This window comes from Rhizobium sp. CG5 (assembly GCF_023701945.1).
Lineage (GTDB): Bacteria > Pseudomonadota > Alphaproteobacteria > Rhizobiales > Rhizobiaceae > Allorhizobium.
Map to the genome: position 1 here is coordinate 142,865 of NZ_JABAEF010000015.1, position 21,529 is coordinate 164,393.

Annotated in this window: 17 protein-coding genes and 9 pseudogenes; 8 read left to right on the forward strand and 18 right to left on the reverse strand. The window is 59.4% G+C overall.

The window, feature by feature from the left end; translation table 11 throughout:
• The first annotated feature begins 20 nt into the window (after positions 1-20).
• Complete coding sequence (locus tag HGO38_RS22470) at positions 21-476, forward strand: DUF411 domain-containing protein (RefSeq protein WP_070149924.1); 456 nt, start codon at positions 21-23, stop codon at positions 474-476.
• A gap of 440 nt (positions 477-916) precedes the next feature.
• Here HGO38_RS22470 and HGO38_RS22475 read toward each other — a convergent pair whose 3' ends face one another.
• On the reverse strand, positions 917-1,210 hold the full coding sequence (locus HGO38_RS22475) for a type II toxin-antitoxin system RelE/ParE family toxin (protein WP_250958071.1): 294 nt from the start codon (positions 1,208-1,210) through the stop codon (positions 917-919).
• A 2-nt stretch (positions 1,211-1,212) separates the two neighbouring features.
• Positions 1,213-1,491: a type II toxin-antitoxin system ParD family antitoxin gene (locus tag HGO38_RS22480; protein WP_250958072.1), complete on the reverse strand. Its 279-nt coding sequence runs from the start codon at positions 1,489-1,491 to the stop codon at positions 1,213-1,215.
• A 416-nt stretch (positions 1,492-1,907) separates the two neighbouring features.
• Between HGO38_RS22480 and HGO38_RS22485 the strand changes: the two genes are divergently transcribed.
• From HGO38_RS22485 to HGO38_RS22500, 4 genes are all read left to right on the forward strand, one after another.
• A complete protein-coding gene (locus tag HGO38_RS22485; protein ID WP_250958073.1) occupies positions 1,908-3,047 on the forward strand; it encodes an ISAs1 family transposase in 1,140 nt (379 codons plus the stop codon).
• A gap of 174 nt (positions 3,048-3,221) precedes the next feature.
• Positions 3,222-4,994, forward strand: a complete 1,773-nt coding sequence (locus HGO38_RS22490; protein WP_250958074.1) for a PAS domain S-box protein — start codon at positions 3,222-3,224, stop codon at positions 4,992-4,994.
• 282 nt (positions 4,995-5,276) lie between these two features.
• Positions 5,277-5,477, forward strand: a complete 201-nt coding sequence (locus HGO38_RS22495; protein WP_250958075.1) for a hypothetical protein — start codon at positions 5,277-5,279, stop codon at positions 5,475-5,477.
• Positions 5,478-5,512: 35 nt separating this feature from the next.
• A complete protein-coding gene (locus HGO38_RS22500) occupies positions 5,513-6,442 on the forward strand; it encodes a c-type cytochrome (RefSeq protein ID WP_502941614.1) in 930 nt (309 codons plus the stop codon).
• Between the two features lie 2 nt (positions 6,443-6,444).
• On the opposite strand, the gene HGO38_RS22505 is transcribed toward HGO38_RS22500, so the two are convergent.
• From HGO38_RS22505 to HGO38_RS22520, 4 genes and pseudogenes are all read right to left on the reverse strand, one after another.
• Positions 6,445-6,861 carry a c-type cytochrome gene (locus HGO38_RS22505; RefSeq protein ID WP_250958076.1) on the reverse strand — a complete coding sequence of 139 codons (417 nt, stop codon included), beginning with the start codon at positions 6,859-6,861 and terminating at the stop codon, positions 6,445-6,447.
• Positions 6,854-7,732: a cytochrome c oxidase assembly protein gene (locus HGO38_RS22510; protein ID WP_250958077.1), complete on the reverse strand. Its 879-nt coding sequence runs from the start codon at positions 7,730-7,732 to the stop codon at positions 6,854-6,856. Before HGO38_RS22510 ends, HGO38_RS22505 begins: the two co-directional genes overlap by 8 nt.
• A 292-nt stretch (positions 7,733-8,024) precedes the next feature.
• A pseudogene (locus HGO38_RS22515) lies at positions 8,025-8,626 on the reverse strand (cytochrome c oxidase subunit 3).
• A pseudogene (locus HGO38_RS22520) lies at positions 8,623-10,265 on the reverse strand (cbb3-type cytochrome c oxidase subunit I); the annotation flags it as partial. The pseudogenes HGO38_RS22515 and HGO38_RS22520, both read right to left, overlap by 4 nt.
• Positions 10,266-10,458: 193 nt before the next feature.
• Between HGO38_RS22520 and istA the strand changes: the two are divergent.
• Positions 10,459-11,250: pseudogene (istA, locus tag HGO38_RS22525) on the forward strand (IS21 family transposase); the annotation flags it as partial.
• A 32-nt stretch (positions 11,251-11,282) separates the two neighbouring features.
• Here the strand turns inward: istA and HGO38_RS22530 are convergent.
• From HGO38_RS22530 to HGO38_RS22565, 8 genes and pseudogenes are all read right to left on the reverse strand, one after another.
• Positions 11,283-11,507 (reverse strand): annotated as a pseudogene (locus HGO38_RS22530) (cbb3-type cytochrome c oxidase subunit I); the annotation flags it as partial.
• Positions 11,508-11,554: 47 nt separating this feature from the next.
• Positions 11,555-12,543: pseudogene (gene coxB, locus HGO38_RS22535) on the reverse strand (cytochrome c oxidase subunit II).
• A pseudogene (locus HGO38_RS22540) lies at positions 12,540-13,134 on the reverse strand (c-type cytochrome). Before HGO38_RS22540 ends, coxB begins: the two co-directional pseudogenes overlap by 4 nt.
• A 23-nt stretch (positions 13,135-13,157) precedes the next feature.
• Positions 13,158-15,553 (reverse strand): annotated as a pseudogene (locus HGO38_RS22545) (FdhF/YdeP family oxidoreductase).
• A 123-nt stretch (positions 15,554-15,676) separates the two neighbouring features.
• Positions 15,677-15,913 (reverse strand): hypothetical protein, encoded by a 237-nt coding sequence (locus HGO38_RS22550; RefSeq protein ID WP_250958078.1) that lies wholly within the window; start codon positions 15,911-15,913, stop codon positions 15,677-15,679.
• Between the two features lie 34 nt (positions 15,914-15,947).
• Entirely contained in the window at positions 15,948-16,487 is a 540-nt protein-coding gene (locus tag HGO38_RS22555) for a DUF2934 domain-containing protein (protein WP_250958079.1), read from the reverse strand.
• Between the two features lie 26 nt (positions 16,488-16,513).
• Positions 16,514-17,041, reverse strand: a complete 528-nt coding sequence (locus tag HGO38_RS22560) for a DUF4142 domain-containing protein (protein WP_250958080.1) — start codon at positions 17,039-17,041, stop codon at positions 16,514-16,516.
• Between the two features lie 119 nt (positions 17,042-17,160).
• The gene (locus HGO38_RS22565; protein ID WP_250958081.1) at positions 17,161-18,048 is read right to left on the reverse strand and encodes an NADP-dependent oxidoreductase; all 888 of its coding nucleotides are present in this window, start codon (positions 18,046-18,048) and stop codon (positions 17,161-17,163) included.
• 234 nt (positions 18,049-18,282) lie between these two features.
• Between HGO38_RS22565 and HGO38_RS22570 the strand changes: the two genes are divergently transcribed.
• Both HGO38_RS22570 and HGO38_RS22575 read left to right on the forward strand, forming a co-directional pair.
• Entirely contained in the window at positions 18,283-18,900 is a 618-nt protein-coding gene (locus tag HGO38_RS22570; protein ID WP_250958082.1) for a flavodoxin family protein, read from the forward strand.
• A gap of 6 nt (positions 18,901-18,906) precedes the next feature.
• Positions 18,907-19,561 (forward strand): annotated as a pseudogene (locus HGO38_RS22575) (UdgX family uracil-DNA binding protein).
• 15 nt (positions 19,562-19,576) lie between these two features.
• Here HGO38_RS22575 and HGO38_RS22580 read toward each other — a convergent pair.
• From HGO38_RS22580 to HGO38_RS22595, 4 genes and pseudogenes are all read right to left on the reverse strand, one after another.
• Positions 19,577-20,444: pseudogene (locus HGO38_RS22580) on the reverse strand (IS630 family transposase).
• A 71-nt stretch (positions 20,445-20,515) separates the two neighbouring features.
• Positions 20,516-20,743 carry a hypothetical protein gene (locus HGO38_RS22585; protein WP_250958083.1) on the reverse strand — a complete coding sequence of 76 codons (228 nt, stop codon included), beginning with the start codon at positions 20,741-20,743 and terminating at the stop codon, positions 20,516-20,518.
• Positions 20,744-20,777: 34 nt separating this feature from the next.
• Positions 20,778-21,074, reverse strand: a complete 297-nt coding sequence (locus HGO38_RS22590; protein WP_112974254.1) for a DUF3175 domain-containing protein — start codon at positions 21,072-21,074, stop codon at positions 20,778-20,780.
• A gap of 51 nt (positions 21,075-21,125) precedes the next feature.
• On the reverse strand, positions 21,126-21,440 hold the full coding sequence (locus HGO38_RS22595) for a plasmid stabilization protein (protein WP_250958084.1): 315 nt from the start codon (positions 21,438-21,440) through the stop codon (positions 21,126-21,128).
• Positions 21,441-21,529 lie beyond the last annotated feature (89 nt).

Consider the following 21,529-nt stretch of genomic DNA (forward strand, 5'->3'; position numbering starts at 1 on the left):
GTTTGATAAGGAGAAGCGCGATGAAAAGAAGAGAATTCCTTTGCACCCTGGCTGCCATCGGAGCGTTGCCCGTAGCCGGAGCGGCGCTGGCAGCCGGCGAACGCATGGTCGTCTACAAGGACCCGCACTGCGGATGTTGCCACGTTTGGGCGGACGCGATGAAAAATGCCGGGTTTTCCGTGCAGGCGGAAAACGTGGACGACCTCGACGCCGTAAAGGACCGCTTCGCCGTCCCCACCAATATGCGGGGCTGCCACACCGCGGTGGTCGCGGGATACTATCTCGAGGGACACGTTCCCCTGGACGCGGTGATGAGGCTGTTGTCAGAGAAACCCGAAATTGCGGGGCTCGCCGTGCCGGGTATGCCCGCCGGGTCATTGGGCATGGGAGACGATCCCCGCGCATCGTATGACGTCCTGGCCGTGGGAAAGGACGGTGCGAACAAGCTCTACCAAGCGGTCAGGCCGAAAGCCTAATTGGCGCGCCAGCTGGACCGCCAGAAATTTCGGGTGAGCACGTTGACACGAGATCGGCTTGTCTTTTGGGAGGGGTGGTCGCCCAATCACCGTCAAAGCGGCGCGCGACGCATGTTGTTTCAGGCGCTGGAGAATTCCGGGTTGATCATCAGACGTGTCGCGCTCGACGTGCGGGCCGTTGTAGGACGCCGATGGAAGGCGAAGACGAGAGCAGTGCCTGTCGAACTGCCAGACGAGCTACTTAGCGCGGTGGCCTGAGAGCCAACATCTTTTCGGATGGGAATTTTCGACCTCTATTTTGGTTGTTGTTATTGCCGTGGGAAATTTGAGGATTCTTTTAACAGTGGGATACTTCAGTCAGGAGGAACTATGTTCCATAAATATGCATACGCCTGACATATGCGATCGGGGTTTACAGAAAGATCCCGTGAGCCCGCCGTCTATATAATAATTTTGGAGGATATCTTTCTGCGCCCATGTAGGACGCGGACGATTTCAATGGCACTGTCACTGAGCCGATAAAGAGTTAGATACTCACCTGAGACGAGATGCCGAATGCCAGGTGCAATATCGTCGCGCGCAACTCCAGAGTAGGGGTGTCGAGCGAGATTGTCCCAGCGTGCTTCAATTGCATCGAGCACGCGGTCAGCTGCGGACATGTTCTCAACGGCTATGTAAGACCATATTTCGATCAGGTCCTCGTCCGCACGATCGGTTCGGATAATTGAAAGCACGGTTAGCGTTCGTGTCGTGAAGATTCTAATCGTTCGCGCGCTGCAGCTTTTACCTCTGCCATCGTCGAGCGCGAACTTGGCCCACTTTCGATGCCCTCCTGCACAAGCGCTCGTAGATCCTCGACTGTGTACCCGAGCAAATCGCGTCGCTCTTTCCACTCACGGACGGCATCACGGATGGCTTCGCTCGTCGATGCATATTCTCCAGCATCGACCGCGCTTCGCACAAAACCCGCCATCTCCGATGTCAGTGCAATGGTGATCTTCTCGACCGTCGCCATACCTTTTAGCCTCCAACTTACCCGCGGAAGGGTATGCGATTAGCGTACCGTACGCAAGTTATGACTATTGCATTCGGAGCAGTACACAACGCCGGGAACTGATTGATTATCCATTCCGCCTAAGCCGTCTACCCAGTGGACGTAGGTTCGATTCCGTTCAAGGCGTGCGACTTGCTTGCCGCGGCCGTGATTGTCGTTGATTGGCTTGGAAATGAACCGAGTCCGCTTACTTCTCTGGAATCGATGAGTGCCCGCGGTGGAAAGTGGTGCGACGATCGCAGAAGAACGACCTCCATCGGGGTCGTTAACAAATTCTGAGCGGTGCATCCGCAGGGCAATCGGGTGAATTGACGGGTGACAATGTGCTGAAATTCTGAATCTCTCGATCTCCAGTGAATCGTTGGAGGATGAGATTTATGGATGTGGCAGATTGTGAGGGCGACAGGATCGTCGATGCGGTTGTTTTCCTTGAGTATTTCAGAAACCTTCCGGATGTCCGGCAAAGCGCCAAGGTCAAATATCCACTCGATGAGGTGCTTTTGTTGTGCCTGCTTGCGGTGATCGCCGGGGCGGAGGCCATCACCGACATCGCTCGCTTCGGGGACAAGAAGTTAGAGCTTTTGCGCCGCTTCAGGCCGTTCCGCGACGGTACGCCGTCGCATGATCACCTGGGCGACATCCTCGCCACCTTGGACGCCCAGGCCTTCCAGCGCTGCTTCGTGGCCTGGGCTGCTGCCCTGATCGGGGTCCCTGAGGGAGTGGTGGCGATGGATGGCAAGACGGTGCGCCGGTCCAGGAGCAAGACCGATCTGCCGATCCACATGGTCTCGGCCTTCGCGGCGCGCCAGCGGCTGGTGCTGGGGCAGGTCAAGGTGGCCGACAAGGCCAATGAGATCGTCGCCGTCCCCAAATTGCTGGACATGCTAGATATCGAGGCGGCGGTCGTGACACTCGACGCCATGGGCTGTCAGCGCGCCATCGCCCAAAAGATCCTCGACAAGAAGGCCGATTACATCCTCGCCCTCAGGGGCAACCAGGGCACGCTTCGCGACGACGTCGAACTATTCGTCGCCGAGCAAAAAGCCAATAACTTCAAAGATACGACCATCACGCACCACCAGAGCGTCGATGGCGATCATGGGCGCATCGAGACCCGAGACATCACCGTCGTTCACGACATCGGCTGGCTGCGGGAGCGCCACCAATGGCCCGGCCTGAACGCCGTCGTCAGGGTCCAGAGCACCCGCGAAATCGGCGACAAGATCCAGCGCGAGACACGCTTCTACATCACCTCGCTGGCTCTCGCGGCAAGCCTGATCGGGGCCTATGTCCGAGATCATTGGGCGGTGGAAAACAGTCTCCATTGGGTGTTGGATTGCGTCTTCCGCGATGACGAGTGCCGGCTTCGAACCGATCACGCCCCCGCCAACTTCACCACCATCAAGCACATGGCTCTCAACCTCATTCGAAGAGCGCCCGGCAAAGACTCCATCCGGCTGAAACGAAAACTCGCCGCTTGGGACGACGCTTTCCTCGCAACCACCATCACCGGCTGATAACTCACCCGATTCCCCTGGGTGCATCCGTCGCTAGCCTTGACGACGCTTGTGATCACTCGAAAAATACCTAATCTTGCACGGCAAAATCTTGTAATCGTTGACAGCTAGGGCTGGGTTAAGGTGTCTGCACTTGGAAAAAATCACGACACGGGTTCCGCTGGCATAGCCCGCATGATCGAGGAGGGGAGCTGGGACCATTCGATCCTAGGCCCGCCCTCGGAGTGGCCTGCCTGCCTCAAATCCGCCATCGACCTAATGCTTCCATCGCATGCCCAGATCGTGATGTTCTGGGGCGAGCAGTATGTCGCCCTCTACAACGACGCTTACGCTCCGTCCATCGGCCTTAGGCATCCTCAAGCATTCGGGCGCCCGGCCGAACAGAACTGGAGCGAGCTCTGGGATGACCTCAAGCCGTTGCTCGACCGGGTGCTTTACGGTGGCGAGACGGTGTCTGCCAAGGATCGTGAGTTCTACATCGAGCGTCACGGGCGCCCGGAAAAAGTCTACTTCGACATTTCCTATTCGCCGATCAAAGACGAGACGGGTAAAATCCGAGGCGTTTTCTGCATCGTCAGCGAGACGACGGGAAGGGTACGTTCGCAGCATGCACTCAGGGAAAGCGAGGAGCGTCTAAGGGCGTTGTTTTCCCAGTCCGCCGCAGGTATCGGCCAGACCGATCTTGACGGACGGATGGTCCTTGTCAACCAGCGCTTCTGCAAGATGCTCGGCTATCGAAGCGATGAGCTCGTCGGCGTGCGTTTTCAGGATATTACGCACCCGGCCGACCTCGCGGAAGCCGAGCGGCGGTTTGAGCGCCTCGCCAGCACCGGCGAACCCTTCGACATGGAGAAGAGATGCGTCAGAAAAGACGGGTCCCTGGTCTGGACGGCGATATCGGTTTCGGCGCTCAGGAGTGACGATGGCCGGATCCGGCAGGTTGGGTTCATTGCCATCGACATCTCGGCAAGCAAGAATGCGCAGGAGGGTGAACGCCACCTGGCTGCCATCATCGAGTCCTCGAACGACGCGATCTTGGGCATCGATCTCGGCATGACGATCACCAACTGGAACGCCGCCGCCGAGAAGCTTTACGGGTATTCGCGTGACGAGGCGGTTGGAAAGTCCGTTTTGATGCTTGTGCCGGAAGAGCGCCGCGGCGAGGAGCCGGAGATCCTCCGAAAGGTCAGCGCCGGGAAAGTCGTTGAGCCTTACGAGACGCAACGTCGACGAAAGGACGGTCGTCTTGTCGACGTCCAGCTCAGCGTTTCTCCGATATTTGACGGCAGCGGAAAGATCATTGGCGCCTCGAAGATATCCCAGGACATCACGGCCAGGAAGGAGGCCGAACGTCTGCAGGCGGTATTGACTGGCGAGCTCAATCATCGCGTCAAGAACGTCTTTGCCACCGTCATCGCCATCGCGAAACAGACCCTGGGGCGGGAGGGGACGGGGCAGGACGAAGTGGACGCCTTCCAGGAACGGCTGACCTCTATGGCGAAGGCGCACGATCTCCTTACACATCGGGACTGGCAGCGCGCTAATCTTTCAGCGCTGGTCAGGCAAGTCCTGGAGCCCTATCCCGCAGAATGTTTCGAGATCGAAGGGATCCCTGTGCTTCTGCCGCAGAAGGCAGTTGTCTCGTTTTCTTTGGCTATCCACGAGCTGGCGACGAATGCAGCAAAGTACGGCGCATTGTCTGTTGCCGAGGGAAAGGTCTCGATCTCCTGGCGCCTTGAGGACGGTGATGAGAGCACGAAAGCAAGGCTTCAGTTCAGGTGGGCTGAACACGGTGGTCCCACAGTGAAGCCCCCAACGAAGAAGGGCTTCGGTTCGCGTCTGGTTGAGAGGCTTCTGGCGGCCGAACTGAACGGCCGCTCGACAATCAGCTACGATCCCGCCGGGGTCGTCTGCGAAATCGACGCGGTGTTGGATATAGATGCATGATCAGCAGACGATCCGGCTGTGTGGCGACGACCGGTGCTCGCGCATCGGCCGTCGCCCCAGATCCACCGCGAGCTCAAGGAGCGCTTCTTGGTACGCTTTGGCTTGAGATTTGTGAATCCCTGAATTCGCGAATTTTTGGCCGAGTTGCCGCTCCCGGCAGTCTTATGTTGGTAGTCTACCGGATGAGCCCCTGCAGGAAGCAGTCAAAAACGCGCTGTGGCGCGGGACGGTGGAACTTTCATTTCCTGCCTCAGTTAGCTTCGATCATAGGAGGAAGCGAACATGGGTGTGAATTCACCAAAGGACGGGGCTCCGGGCACGACGGATCAGTCACCACGCTGGGAAGGTCCCCAGGAAAATACGCCGAGGGGCTACCTTCGCGCGAAGGACGATCCCGACCGGGACCGGGATGCGAATTGCGAAAGCAACAGCGACCCTGAGGTCAAAAAGGTTTCCGACGCTTTCAAGACGAAAGACAACTGATCTTGTCACGGTCGGGAGATGCGCGACGCCGGGCTGTGAATGTTGCCCCGGCTACGATCGGGAAACTGGCTTTCGTCGCCATTTTGTGCGGCGGCCCCGCGGTTGCGGCCGGCTGGTATATAAGCGCAGCCCGCCCGCCGTTTTCGCAAGGCGATCCGCAGTTCGAGGGTGCCGGTGACGCGGTGCACGGGCAACTGATCTTCGCGGCCGGCGATTGTGCGTCTTGCCATGCGACCCCTGGCCAACCCGATCGGCTGCGGCTTGGGGGCGGCATGGCGCTCGGCTCACCGTTCGGCACCTTTCGACCGCCTAACATTTCTCCGGATCCGGTGGACGGCATCGGGAGATGGACGGCCGTCGATTTGGCGAACGCGCTCGTCGGCGGTGTGTCGCCTGAGCATGAGCATTACTATCCCGCTTTTCCCTATACGAGCTTCACTGGAATGACGGCCGACGACATCCGGGATCTCTACGCGTATCTCATGACGCTTCCCAAAATCTCGGGACGGGCACCGCCGCATCACCCTTCGATCCTGTTTCGCATTCGCCGGTTCGTCGGATTCTGGAAGCTGCTGTTTTTTCGAGAGGGTCAATCGGAGGCCCGGCTGAGTGGCGATCCAATCCATGATCGCGGCGCTTATCTTGTCGAGAGCTTATCCCACTGCGCCGAATGCCACTCCAGTCGGAACGTCTTCGGTGCCATCAAACCCGACATCCGGTTTGCCGGAGGAGTCGATCCGCAAGGGACGGGGTTCGTGCCCAACATCACGCAGCAGAACCTGGGCAAGTGGAGCGAGCGAGACATTGCAACGATGCTAAAAACGGGCGACACGCCTGACCATGGCCGTGTCGGATCGTCGATGGCCGACGTCGTGACCAACACGGCGGTGCTGCCCGACAGCGATCGCGATGCGATTGCGCGCTACATCAAGGCCCTCCCGGCCGTGCAGACGCCCCATCCCTAACTTCAATGTGTGTAGAGGTAGGCGGCGAGGTCCTTGGCTTCCTGCTCTGAGATGCCCGTGTTCGGCATCGCGGTCTGTGGCGAAAAGCTCTGCGGCGAGACGATCCATGCAACAAGGTTGTCGGAGCGGTTTTCCAGCACGCCGGCGATAAAGACGCGTTTGGATAACCCGGTGAGTGGCGCGCCGGTTTGGCCGTCCGCCCCCGGTATGCCCGGAATGATATGGCAACCCGAACAGCCATAGCGACGAAAGAGGGCGGGCGCGCGCGCAGGATCGCCACCGGTCAGCGCCACAGCTGTGGCCGTCCTTGTCTGACTGTCGCGTATTGTAGTGGTAACGACAAAGGCGCTCAGCCCAGCAGCAATAGCGGCGGCGACCCAGACTATGGGGCGAGGGGCCAAGCCGGCGACATCAGGCATTTTGCGCTCCTCTCTCGCTGGAAGCGCGGATCCAGAGCGCCAGCATCGTCATCGCCACGGCTGCATAGATGGTGCCGGCCGGTACCCACATGATCATACCGGCCAGTTGCTGATCCTCCAGGGGTGTCAGCCCCCAGGATCCCGCGGTTTGCGTTTGAGCGATATAGAGAACGCGCGGTGCCAGCGCCATCAACGCGCCGAGGATGCTCGTGTGTAACATCGTCAGGAAGATGTGCCAGGCAGAGGCGCCGTAGTCGCTTTTCCGAACGACCGCCCACCAGAACAGGATCGCCGTTGCAAAAAAGCTGAGGTGCTGTAGGCGATGCATAGCGGTATGTGTCACTGCGGCATCGAACAGGAAGGGCAGGTGCCAGCCCCAGATAGCGACGCCGTGAATGACGGTGGCGCTGGTCGCTCCCGTGCTCCAGTGCCATGACCACCGGATGAGAGGAGTTCGCATGGCAGCGCCTAAGCCACGATGTGCCCGTTTTGGCAGACCCCACAGAAGGAGGCCGACCGGGCGCGCAAGCACGATCAACGGCGCCGAGACGGCCATGACGATCTCGTGTTCGATCATATGAAAGGTAAAAAGGTGCTCTCCGAGCCAGTGGAGTGGCGAGATCAGCGCGCCCGCGAGAGTCAGCATGCCGCTATAGAAGAACAAGCTTTGGCGGTGCATCGCTCCAAGCCGGCGCGCCCGACCTGAAAGCCTCACGATGCCGAACGTGTAGAGTGCGCTAATCACGGTGATTGGTAGCACGATCCACGGATCGAATGTCCAGCTCAAGGTTGCTGCGTGATCATCGTCACCATGCGCCATTGCCGGTACGGCTATCGTTAGAAATATCAGGGTGCAGATCAGCGCTGACATGGGTCCAGCAGCATCGAGGCCGCCCCCTGCAATACCAGCGCAAAGACAACGGCGGCGGCGATCAGAAACCCCGCATCGATGACAAACCGCTCAGTCCGGCCGACGGGTCTTGGCGCAAGACGAGAGGCAGCTGCTCCTGCAATCGACATCAATAAGAGGGCCGAGCAAAGGGCGGGTGTCCAAACCATCTGTCGCCGGCAATCGAAGTAGGGGATGATTTGCCCAAGCTGCGTCCCCACGGCCCAGGCCAGTGGTGGGACAGCAAGTCCGCCATATCGCATCCAGGTTCTGGTCATAGCCGCGGTACCCAGTAGAGGCAAATGCACAATGGCAACCAGGTCGCCACGACGAAGTTCCAGTACATGGCGTTGTCGCTGACATCGCCGTAGCGCCGAGGATTGTCGCCATGCCTGGAAAACATCAGGCAGGTCAGCACCAGCGTGTCGATCAGGTCGGTCAGAATATGGGTGGTGTCAGTCCAAGCATCACCCAGACGATTGAACCGTAGGCATTCTGGTCCCATGAGATGTGCATCGCCGGAAATTCGAAGATACGAACGATCAGAGGCGCTACTCCGAGCAGCGACATGATGATCAGGCCGATGCGCACCTTCGCCAAATTCTGCTGACGCGCCCAGCGGGCAATCAGAATGTTCGGAAGCAAGCTGGCAATCAGTAATGCCGTCAGAGCCGTTCCGGGCAGCAGATCGGGAAGCGGTGCATTCAACGGCCAGTGCGGTGCGAGGCTCATGAGGTAGAGGTAGACAACGATCGAAAGCGCAAAGCCAGTTCCCTCGATCAACATGAAGGCGAGCGTTCCCCACCAGGTCAGGCTTGCAGTGCCAAGCCCATGCGGGGGAAGTTTCGTGAAATCGAGTATGACGGATTGTTTCATGCGTCGTCCTCCGGAGTGCCCTTTGGCCAGAACCATCCGATCAGGGCAATCGATACAGGGATCGATCCCCAGACAACTGCCCAGGGCGTGAAGATCGACCAGATCAACAGCACCGTAGTTGCGAGCGCCGACCAGAGCGGCCAGATCGAATTTCCAGGTGACGACTCTCGGGCCTCGGGAAGCGCTTCAACGACGCTGCTGACGATCAATTCGCGGCGGTCGACCGCCAGGCCGGAGGCAACGGGAAGCGTTTCCGATTTCTCTGACAAGGCCGAGAGGCTACTGACCACCGGCAAGCGCGAGAAATTATAGGGCGGCGGCGGCGATGAGGTCGACCATTCGAGCGTCGATGCGTCCCAGGGATTGTCAGGCGCGGCCGCACCTGAGACGGCGCTACGGATGGCATCGATAAAGAACAGCAGGAAGCCGGCAGCAAGGATGACGGCACTTAGGCTGACGAACATGTTGAGCCCCGACCACGGCATTTCCGGCTGATAGGTGTAGATGCGACGCGGCATGCCCTGGAGCCCGAGAATATGCATGGGAAAGAAGGTCAGGTTGAAGCCAGCAAAGATCAGCGCGAATACCCAGCGGCCGAGCGTCTCGCTCATCATTCGCCCGGTGATCTTCGGGAACCAGTAATAGATGGCGCCTAACAGAGGAAATACCGCGCCGCCCACCAAAACGTAATGGAAATGAGCAACCACGAAATAGGTGTCGTGAACCTGCGTGTCGAAGGGTACCGAGGCCACCATGACGCCTGTCATCCCGCCGATAACAAATATCACCATGAAGCCGATGATAAACAGGAAGGGCGTCTTGAACACTGGTCTACCGGCCCACATCGTTGCCAGCCAACAGAAGATCTGAAGACCAGCAGGAATGGCGATCGCCATGCTCGAGGCCGTAAAGAAACTTTCGCCGAGACGCGGCAGCCCGGCGACGAACATGTGATGCACCCAAAGCCCGAAGGCCAAAACTCCCGTCGCGATCAGTGCCATCACCATGGCAAGGTAGCCGAACACGGGGCGTCGCGTAAAGGTCGCGACGATCGTCGAGACCATGCCGACGGCCGGCAGGAAGATGATGTAGACCTCCGGGTGGCCGAAGAACCAGAACAGGTGCTGCCACAGCAATACGTCGCCGCCCTCGGCCGGATTAAAGACGTGCGTGCCGACAAGCCGGTCGAGGATCAGCGCCGAGCTGGCGATCATGATGGCCGGCATCGCCAAGATGATCAGAAACGAGGTGACCAGCATCGACCAGACGAACAATGGGATGCGGTCGAGCGACATGCCGGGCGCGCGTTGCTTGAACACCGTAACGACGATCTCGACGGCGACGGCCAGTGCCGAGACTTCGGTAAAGGTGATCATTTGCGCCCAAATGTCGGCGCGTTTCCCGCAGCATATTGCGGTCCAGATAGCGGCACGTAGGCAAACCAGCCGACGTCAGGGCCGGTATCGACCGCAAAGGCGATCCACAGCAGCAGCCCGCCGGCCAGATACATCCAGTAGGAGAAGGCGTTGAGGCGCGGGAAGGCAATATTGCGCGTGCCAACCATCAGAGGCACGAGATAGACCGCCATCGCCTCCATGACTGGCACGGCAAACAGAAACATCATGTTCGTGCCGTGCATGCAAATTCCGAGGCATGTCGCCCCCTGATTCCGAAATGATGCCGCCCTCCAATTCCGAGAATTAGCCGCCCCCTTGTTCCGAGATGATGCCGCCCCCTGATTGGGCTGTTTGTCGAGGTGTCCTGCTGGTGAGACGTTTGTCCTTTCAGGTGTGCTGAGAGGAAGGAACGCAATGCCAGCGGAGAGATTGAAGATGCGGCGTGTCCGCGAGATTCTGAGACACAGATTTGAGGAGGGGCTCGGCCACAAGTCGATTGCGTTGCGTGTCGGTGCTGCTCCCTCGACGGTGCGCGAGACGCTGCGCCGTGTGGAGATCGCTGGTCTTTCGTGGCCGCTTGGCGACGACGTCAGCGATGCCGTGCTGGAAGCCGCACTTTACAAGTCCTCCGGCACGAAGACGGGGCACCGTCGCAGCGCCGAGCCGGATTGGGCGCATGTTCATCGCGAACTGAAGCGCAAGCACGTGACGCTTCAGATTCTGTGGGATGAGTATATCGGCCTCCACCCTGACGGATATCGTTATAGCCGTTACTGCGATCTTTATCGTGGCTGGGCCCTGAAGCTGCCGGTGACGATGCGCCAGGACCATGCGGCCGGCGAAAAACTGTTTGTAGATTATGCGGGCGACACGGTCACGGTGCTCATCGACAGATTGTCGGGAAAGACACGGCAGGCGCATCTGTTCGTTGCGGTGCTCGGGGCATCGAGCCTTTCCTTTGCTCATGCCCGCTGGAGCGAAACGCTTCCAGATTGGATCGAATGCCACCTGCTTGCGCTGGAGGCCTTTGGCGGGGCTCCGGCATTGCTTGTCCCTGACAATGCCAAGGTCGCAGTCATCAAGGCCTGCCTTTTTGATCCGCAGGTCAATCGCACCTACGCCGGAATGGCGGCTCACTACGGCAGTGCCGTTCTGCCGACACGGCCGCGCCGTCCACGTGACAAGGCGAAAGTCGAGGCGGCGGTTCGCATTGTCGAGCGCTGGCTCGGAACAAAGGGGCGGCTTCATCGGAATCGGCAGTGCATGGTGAAAATCTGGTTGTAACGATCGGGCCCAATGAACCGGGCTTCCGGCTGGGAGAGCTGCAACCGCATCGCCATCGCCAGAATTCCACCGAGCGCCAGAAACACGAAGGCCGTCACGATGTATCGGCGGCCGATGATTTTGTGGTCGACGGTCGAAAGGGCGCCCCACAACCCCGCAGGTGTCGACCAGGTCTGTGAGAGACGGCAGTCGAGTTCCATCTCGTCCAATCCCGTATCGCGCAGATCCTCTCCCTCATGCCTGGTGGTCATTTGAGGCTCTCCATATAGGCGGAGATATTCCGGAGCTCCACGCTGTTAAGCGGAACCATCGGCATGTTGTTGCCCGGCTTGAGGGTCTGCGGATCGGCAATCCAGGCCGCGAGGGACCCGTGCGTGGTCTCAAAAAGGCCGGCCGCGATTGTCTGACGGCTACCGATATGGGTGAGATCAGGGCCGGTCGTCCCTGTGGCCGGCGTGCCGCGAACCGTGTGGCAGGCAGCACACGGCTTTGACAGGAAGGCAACCTTTCCGGCGACGGCGTCCGGGTCGGTTGGCATCACGCCGTTCTCGCGTTGGACCGCAATCCACCGCTGATATCCACAGGCTCATCGGCAATGACCATCATCGCCATGTGAGTGTGCTGCAGGCCGCAAAATTCGGCGCACTGACCGCGATAGATGCCGGGCCGTTCCGCCCGCAGGAGAAGAACGTTGCTGCGTCCCGGCACGAGATCCTGTTTGCCGGCAAGGCTCGGCACCCAAAACGAATGCACGACATCGGCGCTTTCGAGCTGGATCCGAACATCCTGTCCCACTGGGATATGGATCTCGTTCGCCGTCTGGAAGCTGAGCGCCGGATTGGCGTCGGCGTAGATGACCTGCCACCACCATTGATGCCCTCTGACGGTGATCGTCAGTGCGGCGTTTTCCGGCAAGCCGATGCCGCGCGTGGTGTAAAAGCTTGCGATCGTCAGACCTGCGATAATGATAACCGTCGCGGCAACGGCACTGCCAACGATCATCGTTGAAGACCACTCGCCGGGCCGGCTGCTGTCGCTGGGCCGTTTCCGCAGCCGTGCCCAGCCGAGCACGATCATGACCAGGAGCCAGACGACTGCGCAGATGACGGTTATACCGATGATCAGATGCTCGACATGGATCGCGGGAGCGCCCTGAGGATCCAGAGCCGACTGGTTGCCGCTGCAGCCAGCGACAGCAGCAATGATCGACAGCAGAAGGATCCGGGCGGTTCTCAAGGGGAGGGCCCCTGGTGGATGGGCGCCGACCGGTCCTTCGTTGAACAGGATCTTCGCGGGCGCCCGGTTTTCGGCCGGCCGCGTGTGGCGGTCGTCCCTGCGACCCGTCGCCGCCACTTTGGCGGAATAGGCGCCGATGGTCTGGACATAGCCGGCCAACTGCCAGATCTGCTCGATCGTCATCCGCTCACGAAAGGCCGGCATGCCATGCGGGCGACCGTCGCGGATCGACGTGACAATCGACACCATCTCCGGACCATACAGCCACCAACCGTCGAGGAAGGAAGGACCTACGTTTCCGCGCCCGTCGCCGTGACACGATTGGCAGCCGAACCAGGTATACAGGCGCTGACCCTGGCTGAGATTATAAGCATCGCTTTCGTAGATTTTCCCCTCGGCAAAATAACTCTCGGGCGGCGCGCCGCTGATCGCGTTCGGCATCAGCCGGAAGCAATCGAGATCGGCGACGACGGGTGGATCGGTCCGGAGTTCCCGCGGCTGCCGGGCCCAGCCGAGAAACGCGGCTCCCGCGACCACCAGCAGAAAGGTTGCCAGAAACGACCACTTTGCGTCGTTGATGCTCCCGAACATCATGTGCTCACCCGACTGCCCCCTCAATCATATGAAACGTCTGAGGATCGGCTGAGACGCACCGGAAGGAGCTTGTAGGAGGGCGTTTTCGATTTCGGATCATGGTGAGCCATCGGAAAGAGCGGGTTCGTCTCCGGATAATACGCGCCGCAACATCCCCTGGGAATATTATAGGCAACGATCCTCAACGCCGTCACCGTCCGACCGTTGTTTGCATCGATCGCGGTCGTCAGATCGACACTGTCGCCGTCCTTGAAACCCAACCGAAGGATATCCTCCGGGTTCATGAAGACCACCTTGCGAGTGCCTTCGACACCGCGAAAGCGGTCGCTATATCCGTAGATCGTGGTGTTGAACTGGTCGTTAGATCGCAGCGTCGCGAGATGGAGGACGTCAGTGCTCTGCGCCGTCGAAAATTCCGGAAACAGTTTTTCCGGCGTCAGGAAATTTGCCTTGCCGCTTTTCGTCACCCACTTGCGTTCGCGCGCCGGCAGCGGCCTGACAAACCCGCCCGGCGTAAACAGCCGTTTGTTGAAATCCTTGAACGTCTCCGGGTAGGTTTGCTCGATCGCATCACGGATCTCAGCATAGTCTGCGACCCAGCTGTCCCAGGGCACCTTGGTTTCGCCAAGTGTCGCCTTGGCTATGCCGGCGACGATTGCCGGCTCCGAAAGGAGCTCCGGGCTTGCTGGTTTCGTCTTGCCGCGCGAGCCGTGGAAATGCGCGATGGAACTCTCCATCGATACGGCCTGCGGACCGGTCGCCTGCTCGTCCAGTTCGATGCGACCGAGACACGGCAGCAGATAGGCAATCTCGCCATGGACGACATGGCTGCGATTGAGCTTGGTGGCGATCTGCACGCTAAGCCGCAGCCTACGCCACCCTTCTTCCATGGCAGTCGTGTCGGGGACTGCTCTCAGGAAGTTGCCGCCGAGACTGATGAAGGCACGTGATTGGCCGCTCATGATCGCCTCACAGGTCTCCACCGTCGAGCGGCCCGTCCACCGCGGCGGTTCGAAGCCGTAGAGTTCAGAGAGCTTGTCCAGCGGCGCTAAGCCCGGCTTCTCGGTGATGCCGACGGTCCGCTGTCCCTGAACGTTGGAGTGACCGCGGACGGCACAGATGTTGGCGCCCGGTTTGCCGATATTGCCGCGCAACAGTGCCAGATTGCAGACCGTATGGACGTTCTGGACGCCCATAAGCTGTTGCGTCAAACCCATGCCATAAACCATCATCACCGCCTCGGATTTGGCGTAGGTGGCCGCTGCCTGCGTCATCTCATCACGGCTGAGGCCTGAAACTCGTTCCAGTTCCTCCCATTGGTGGCCGCGCGCGGCGTTGGCGAATTCCTCGAAGCCGGTCGTGTGCTCCTTAATGAAGTCATGGTCGAGAACATGCTTCTTGTCGGCGGCCCCAATCGAGGCGGCGAAGGCAACCATTGCCGCGTTGTCTGGATCTTTTGGGATCCCGTCCTCGCCTGCAACGCGACTTTGATGGGAGGCTTTCAAGGCATCGTCGGCTTCGATCAGCGCCTTGCAGACGCCAAATAGTGCTGCGATATCGCCGCCGTTGTTCACCTGATAATATTCGGAGGAAATCTTCGTTTCGTTGCCGGTGAGCATCTGCGTCGGCGACTGCGGGTTGACGAACCGCTCAAGGCCGCGTTCGCGCAACAGATTGAAGGTGACGATCTTGACGCCGCGATCGACGGCATCCTGTAGATCGTGCAGCAGGCGCGGCGACGAGGTCCCAACATTCTGAGCGATGTAGAAGATGCAGTCGGTGTTTTGAAAGTCCGACAGGACGGCCGTTCCAACAGAGGCCCCGATGCTTTCGGGAAGGGCAACCGATGAGCTCTCGTGACACATGTTCGAACTGTCGGGCATGTTGTTGCTGCCGTAGATACGCGCGAACAGCTGGTACATATAGCTCGTTTCAAGCGACGCCCGGCCCGACGTGTAGAAATCCACCTGACGCGGGTCAAGAGCGCGTAGTTCTCGACCGATGTCTTCGAAGGCTGGGCCCAGGTCACCGGAACATATTTGTCGGTCGCTGCGTCCCAGCGCATCGGATGGGTCAACCGACCCTGTTCCTCGAGGTCGTGATCGTCCCAAAGCTCCAGCGCGCGAAGAGGATGTTTGTCGAAGAATGCGCGGTCGGCACGTCGCGCCGTCACCTCCCAGGCCGTGGCCTTGGCGCCATTCTCGCAAAATTCGAGCGGATGGGTTTTCGCCGGCTTCGCCCAGGCGCAACTCACGCACATATAGCCTTCCGGTTTGTTCTGCGCCGACAGCAGCTTCGGCCCACGCAGAGCGACATGCTCTTTCAGAGTGATCTCGGCGACGGATTTTGCAGAACCCCATCCGCCCGCAGGTCCGGAATAAGGCTTAATCTTGGGAGAGCGTGTTTTCTGCGTCATGGATGCCTCAAGCGATACGACGAGGCGAGCCATCTTGGTTGAGGCTCCTCGGTCACAGTAAATCTTCGATGTCACACCATGTTCCGGGTTCCGCCGGAAGGGCGCAGCTTTGCTTCTCCAGCTCTATCCTCGAAACTCGCCCTTGTTCATGTCGCGCTCGTCGTAATTGATGTCCCAGTCCTTGGTGTCTTTGCCCTTGCCTGGCGTTTTCTTGTTGACCGTCGCGTCGTCGGAATGGGTGATGACACGCGGCTTGGCGCTGCTGACACCGTTGTTGGATCCACCAGCATGGTTGCTTTCGGACTGCCCTCTGGCGTCCTGTTCAATCTGCGCCTTGGACGGTTTGCCATTTTTTGTCATGATTGAGCTCCCAAGCGTTCGGACCGGCGGTTTCTCATATTCTCCTCGGCCTGCGTCTCGCCCACCGTGCCGCGCAGTCCCTTTTCTGCCTCTCTAGCCAGACGCGTGCGACGCCGGGCAGCGGTCGGATTATCCGCAGCGCGAGAAGCATCCGTTTCGGCTGGAACCGTCTCGATGTCGTTAGTTCGAATTCCCCCCATGATGGATCCCATTCGACGGCTTCGGTCAGCTCTACGAAGATCGGCTCGCTGCTTTCACCATTGTGGGATTGGGCCAGTTTGAAAGCGGCTTCGGGCTCCATCTCCTCACTAGGAAATATCGAATCGTCTTCGCCGGCCTCGGCGATCTTTCGGACATATCCGCGAACTTGATCGCCGGAATGATAGAACTTGATCACCAGTGACCCGGCAGACGCCCCGCCAGCAGAGTAAGGCATGTAGTGAGCGCCTTCGCCGGTAGCGCTGGCCTCGCCGTCTGCCGCCTGATACCAGTGCGCAAGATCCCGTCCTTCCGGCCGCCCCTCGCTTTCCCAGATCTGATAGGCGCGCAGTCTTTTTTCCTCTTCGTCGATCATGACTCGCCTCCTGACTTTTCACAGCACTACTTGTTGAGGTCCTTTGCCATCATCAGATGGTGTTCCAGAGCCGGACGCATACTGGCGGCCCACGCTTTCAAATCGGCATTGTCGCCTTCGTCGCCATACCGCTTGAACAGATCGACCGCATCTTCATGCACGGACTCCTGATCAGAGTGGTATTGCTTGTTGAAGTCGGCGCCCTGAAGGCCGTTCAGCGTGTCGAGCATGCTTTGTTGACTGGATGTCATGGCTGCCGGAAGCGGTGCCTTGACCTTGCCGCTGGTCACCAAGCCCTTGAGTTCCTCCGTGGTCTTCTGGTGATCGGCGACCATCTGCTGGGCAAAGGCTTTCGTTGCTTCGTCGCCACGCTCGAGGGCAAGTTTGCTAGACGCGATCTCGAACATGTCGCTTGTCGCAGCCTCCTGGACGAAGTCCTCGGTTTTCGGCGCAACGCCCATCAGGGAGTTGACGCCCGTCTTTTCGGCCGCAGACTGCGCGAAGGCCGGGCCTGCGAGCACGACGGCCAGTGACAAGATAGCGAGCTGTTTCATAGGAATCTCCTGGATTGGTTTCCGCATAAAAACGATTTTTCGACCTGAGTGTTCCGCAGAAATTCGATCCGCGGCGCATGGTTCGAAATCGCCCCGTGCGCCTCGGTCCTAGTACCGGTTCAACCGGCAATTTTGAGAACGACCTTGCCGCGGAGATTCTGGTCTTTGAGTGCCGCCTGAGCCTCGGCAACCTCATGGAGCTCAAAGGTGTCTGCGACCACGACCTTTACCTTGCCGTCATCGATCAAGTCCGCGAATTTCTGCAGTTGAGCGCCGTTCGGCTGAGCGGTGTACCTGCCGACGCGAATATTCTGGTCAGCAGCGCGCGCCTTGTCCGGCTCCTGCAGCGTGGAAATGAGGGCTCCTCCCGATTTGACGACGCTGAAGCTTCGATGCTGGGTCTCACCGCCGATCAGGTCGAAGACCAGGTTCACAGGCTCAACCAGATCCTTGAATTTCTCGGACTTGTAATCGATCATCTGATCGGCGCCGAGGTCGCTGACGAACTCCTTGTCGGACGTCGATACGGTGGTTGCGACCCAGGCGCCCTTTGCCTTGGCGAACTGAATGGCGAAGTGGCCAACACCGCCAGCGCCGCCGTGGATCAGAACACGTTGGCCCTGGCGAAGACCGCCGTGGTCGAAGAGACCCTGCCAGGCGGTGATACCGGCGAGCGGCACGGCGGCCGCGCCGACCTGGTCCAATGATTTTGGCTTGGCTGCAACCTCGTCAACCCGTGCCAGCACGAACTCCTCGTAACCTCCATGTTCAGGCGAAAGAAACGCAAAGACGTCATCACCGATGAGGAAGGTCGAGACGTTGTCGGCGGCGGCCGCGATCTGTCCGCTGACATCGCGGCCGAGCACGTAGGGAAGGTTCTTCTCGGTGACCACAGGGTACTTGCCCTCACGCATCTTCGCATCGACCGGATTGACGCTCGCGGCAAAGACTTTGATGAGAACTTCGTTGGCAGATGGGTTTGGACGATCGATCTCCTCCAGCGCCATGACTTCCGGTCCGCCGAAGCGATGAATACGCACAGCTTGCACGATGAAACTCCTTTAATGCTCGGGGAATTTTCCTTCTCGGAAGAGAAACAGCACGGCAAAGCGATTGTTCCGGGCGACCCGGCGCCCAGGGAACAACTCGCGGTATGATCGGTTTCGCCTTGCAAACCGGCGCGACCAGCGCCCGCCAAGCTTTGGGTCGATGGAATGACCCGCATCACGTCAGGAGCAACAATGTCTTTGAAAGCACTTGCGTTAAACGGCACCCTGAAGTCCTCGGATTCTTCCGAGCCATCCTCCACCGGCAAACTGCTCGAACTCATTACCGAGGAGTTCAAGAAGCACGGCATCGAAACCGAAACCATTCGACTTGCTGATCACAATATCAAGCCGGGCGTAACGTCGGACGAAGGCGAAGGCGACGCTTGGCCGGATATCCGTAAAAAGCTTCTTGAAGCCGACATTCTGCTGGTTGGAACGCCGATCTGGCTCGGGCAACCGGGAAGCGTTTGCAAGCGGGCTCTCGAGCGGATGGACGCATTTCTCGAAGAGACCGACGATCAGGGTCAAATGGTCTCATACGGCAAGGTTGCCGCAGTTGCGGTGGTCGGCAACGAGGATGGCGCCCACCACGTTTCCGCGGAAGTCTTCCAGGCCCTCAACGATGTCGGCTTTACGATTCCGGCCAACGCGGTTGCCTACTGGGTCGGCGAGGCGATGGGATCGACGAATTTTGTCGATCTCAAAACGACCCCGGAAGCCGTTCAGACGATGGTATCCATGCTGGCGCGCAACACGGCGCATCTCGCCAAGCTTCTGAAGCAGTCTCAATATCCAGGGGAAGAAGGGTAGTGATCGATGGCGACGGTCGCAGAAACCCGCGTGGCACGCATGCCACCAGTCTTCGCAGAACCCCATCCACAGGAAAGGAGTCTGGCCGCACTGCGACGAAGCAGACGCCTGTGAACGCTGCGATCTCTATAAACACGCGACCCAAACCGTGTTCGGCGAAGGCCCGCCCGAGGCGAGAGTTGTGCTGGTCGGCGAACAACCAGGAGATCAGGAGGACATCGCCGGCAAGCCGTTCGTCGGCCCCGCGGGTAGGCTTCTCGACGAATGTCTGCAGGAAGCCGGCGTCGACCGGTCGCTCTGTTACGTGACCAATGCGGTCAAGCACTTCAAGTTCGAACGACGCGGCAAACGGCGCCTTCATGCCAAACCGAACGCCGGTGAGATCCAACGTTGCGTGTGGTGGCTGGGCGGAGAACTTGAGCTTCTGCAGCCTGACCTGATCGTGGCCCTCGGAGCGACAGCCCTCTACACCCTGATGGGCCGATCGGTCGGATTGACGAAAGAGCGAGGCCACATCCTGCCAACGGCCAGCGGCTTGCCTACCCTCGTCACGATCCATCCGTCGTATCTGCTGCGCATCCGCGATCACGATGATCGCGATAGCGAGTGGCGGCGCTTTATCAGCGATCTCAAGAGCATTGGCGAACACCTGAATGCCTGATTGATGACGGCAAGGCTAGTCACCCGAATCTGAAGTTCGGCTCATTGTTTTTTGGCAGAATCGCTTGACGGAGGCGAGGATTTGGCCGGCGGATTTCACCCATCTGTATGGCTTGGGATTCTCGTTGTGCGTTGCGATAAACGCGTCGATGTCGGCTTCCAGTTCGGCGGTGGAACGATGGACACCGCGTTGCAATTGCTTGCGCGTCAGCTCTGCAAACCACCGCTCGACTTGATTGATCCAGGAGGCTGACGTTGGCGTGAAGTGAACATGCCAATGCGGGCGGCGTGCGAGCCAGGCCTTGATCCTCGGCGTCTTGTGGGTCGCATAGTTGTCCATCACCAAATGCACGTCCGGCCCCTTGGGCATCTCGGCGTCAATCCGCTTCAAGAAGTCGAGAAATTCGGTCGCCCTGTGACGTTTGTAGCACTGGCCGATTACCGCGCCAGTCGCAACGTCGAGCGCGTGGCTGCAAACCAAACGCGGTCCATATCCGACGGATGGTGGTGTGCGACCGCCCGCGGTCGGCTGCCATCGAACGGATAGACCAGTGCGTGGCATCCTTCGGGGTGGTGTTCAATGTCCGTTCGACGACCTCAGCTACCTGGGCGTCAGAGACGGTTCGTGGCCGACCTGCGCGATATTCGTCGGTCAGCCCGTCAATGCCACCCTGCACGAACCTGCGGCGCCACTTGCCAACCGTGTGCTCGTGGACGCCAAGGCGTTCGGCAACATCTTTGCTCTGCAAGCCCTGCGCGCACAGCAAAACTATCCGGCATCGATCCGACAGCGAGCGCGGCGCCTTGTGCCGACGCACCTGAGACTCAAGAAAATTTCTATCCTCGTCGCTCAGAGCGACAAAGCCCGCTTGCCTGCCGACCATCAATCAAACTCCCGCTGTTACAACAGAAGCAAAATAAAATGATGCCTACTTTAGTTCCACGTTACTAGACGCTAAGGGTCGAAGCTGCCGACGGCCGGGAGTTCCGGCCGCGGTCCGAGTTGCTCTTCATCGGTCCACAGGTTATCGGCGAGGTCGCCGAGCGATTGCAGCACGAGACGGCGGGACCAGCCGGCAGCAACAGCCTCCTCGATGATCGCCAGAAATGACGGTTCCAAAGCCTGCTGGCATTCGAGATCGTCGTCGCGCGGATTGTCATTCGGCGGTGGTATCAGCGGCACGATAAGTGTCCTCCCGCATCCGATAAATGGCGCGTCAGCGCTTCGGCTGCTTGCCGAAGTCCTTGCGCAACTCGTCCTTGGCGCGATTGAGCGTTGCCAGCCTTGATCGGGACAGCTGCTTGCCAGCGCGATTGATGTAAAAGGTGAGCATCGACATCGCAGACTGGAAAGGGCTGGCCTTGCGTCGCGGGCTCTCTTCCGCTGAGTGCTTCAGCGAATCCGCGATCTTCTTGGCGCTACGCTGCTTAAAGACCCCGCCTTCGAGGTCCATCGCATCGCTATTGTCGGTCACGTCCTGCGACCATTTCTGCTTGGTTTTCTTTTTCGGCATCGGATCCTCCGCATGTGAAGCGGCGCCATCCGGGATGACGCCGTCTCCCAATCAATGATGGGCGTGGTGCTCATTGCGCTTGCGCGTGGCAGCGGCCTTTTTGGCCGAAGCGGAACGCTCTTCCTTGGTCCGTGATGCAGCAGCGGCACCACCCTTGCGCCCGCCCTTTTCGGAGGAGGCATGGTTTTCGGTATGGCCGCGACCGGAGCCGGACTTCTTGCCACCACCGCTTTCCTTGTTGACGGTGGCCCAGGCGCGGCGCTCGGCTTCCTTTTCGGAAATGCCACGGTCTTCGTAGCCTTCCTCGATGTGCTCAGCCTTGCGCTTCTGTTTGTCGGTATAGGCGGACTTGTTACCTTGGGGCATGGAACATCTCCTTAGCTGATGTGAAGCAAGGAAAACTGCGGTTTCGCGGCAAAGTTCCGAGGATCCTCCATAGCGTGGGCCCAGTCGGC

What these genes read in the sequence shown, in the direction of transcription:
- HGO38_RS22595 (WP_250958084.1), bottom strand. Translation starts at nt 21,440, where the DNA reads ATGCCCCAAGGTAACAAGTCCGCCTATACCGACAAACAGAAGCGCAAG.
- HGO38_RS22495 (WP_250958075.1), top strand. Translation starts at nt 5,277, where the DNA reads ATGGGTGTGAATTCACCAAAGGACGGGGCTCCGGGCACGACGGATCAG.
- HGO38_RS22490 (WP_250958074.1), top strand. Translation starts at nt 3,222, where the DNA reads ATGATCGAGGAGGGGAGCTGGGACCATTCGATCCTAGGCCCGCCCTCG.
- HGO38_RS22510 (WP_250958077.1), bottom strand. Translation starts at nt 7,732, where the DNA reads ATGTCAGCGCTGATCTGCACCCTGATATTTCTAACGATAGCCGTACCG.
- HGO38_RS22590 (WP_112974254.1), bottom strand. Translation starts at nt 21,074, where the DNA reads ATGCCGAAAAAGAAAACCAAGCAGAAATGGTCGCAGGACGTGACCGAC.
- HGO38_RS22505 (WP_250958076.1), bottom strand. Translation starts at nt 6,861, where the DNA reads ATGCCTGATGTCGCCGGCTTGGCCCCTCGCCCCATAGTCTGGGTCGCC.
- HGO38_RS22550 (WP_250958078.1), bottom strand. Translation starts at nt 15,913, where the DNA reads ATGACAAAAAATGGCAAACCGTCCAAGGCGCAGATTGAACAGGACGCC.
- HGO38_RS22560 (WP_250958080.1), bottom strand. Translation starts at nt 17,041, where the DNA reads ATGAAACAGCTCGCTATCTTGTCACTGGCCGTCGTGCTCGCAGGCCCG.
- HGO38_RS22565 (WP_250958081.1), bottom strand. Translation starts at nt 18,048, where the DNA reads ATGGCGCTGGAGGAGATCGATCGTCCAAACCCATCTGCCAACGAAGTT.
- HGO38_RS22485 (WP_250958073.1), top strand. Translation starts at nt 1,908, where the DNA reads ATGGATGTGGCAGATTGTGAGGGCGACAGGATCGTCGATGCGGTTGTT.
- HGO38_RS22480 (WP_250958072.1), bottom strand. Translation starts at nt 1,491, where the DNA reads ATGGCGACGGTCGAGAAGATCACCATTGCACTGACATCGGAGATGGCG.
- HGO38_RS22570 (WP_250958082.1), top strand. Translation starts at nt 18,283, where the DNA reads ATGTCTTTGAAAGCACTTGCGTTAAACGGCACCCTGAAGTCCTCGGAT.
- HGO38_RS22555 (WP_250958079.1), bottom strand. Translation starts at nt 16,487, where the DNA reads ATGATCGACGAAGAGGAAAAAAGACTGCGCGCCTATCAGATCTGGGAA.
- HGO38_RS22470 (WP_070149924.1), top strand. Translation starts at nt 21, where the DNA reads ATGAAAAGAAGAGAATTCCTTTGCACCCTGGCTGCCATCGGAGCGTTG.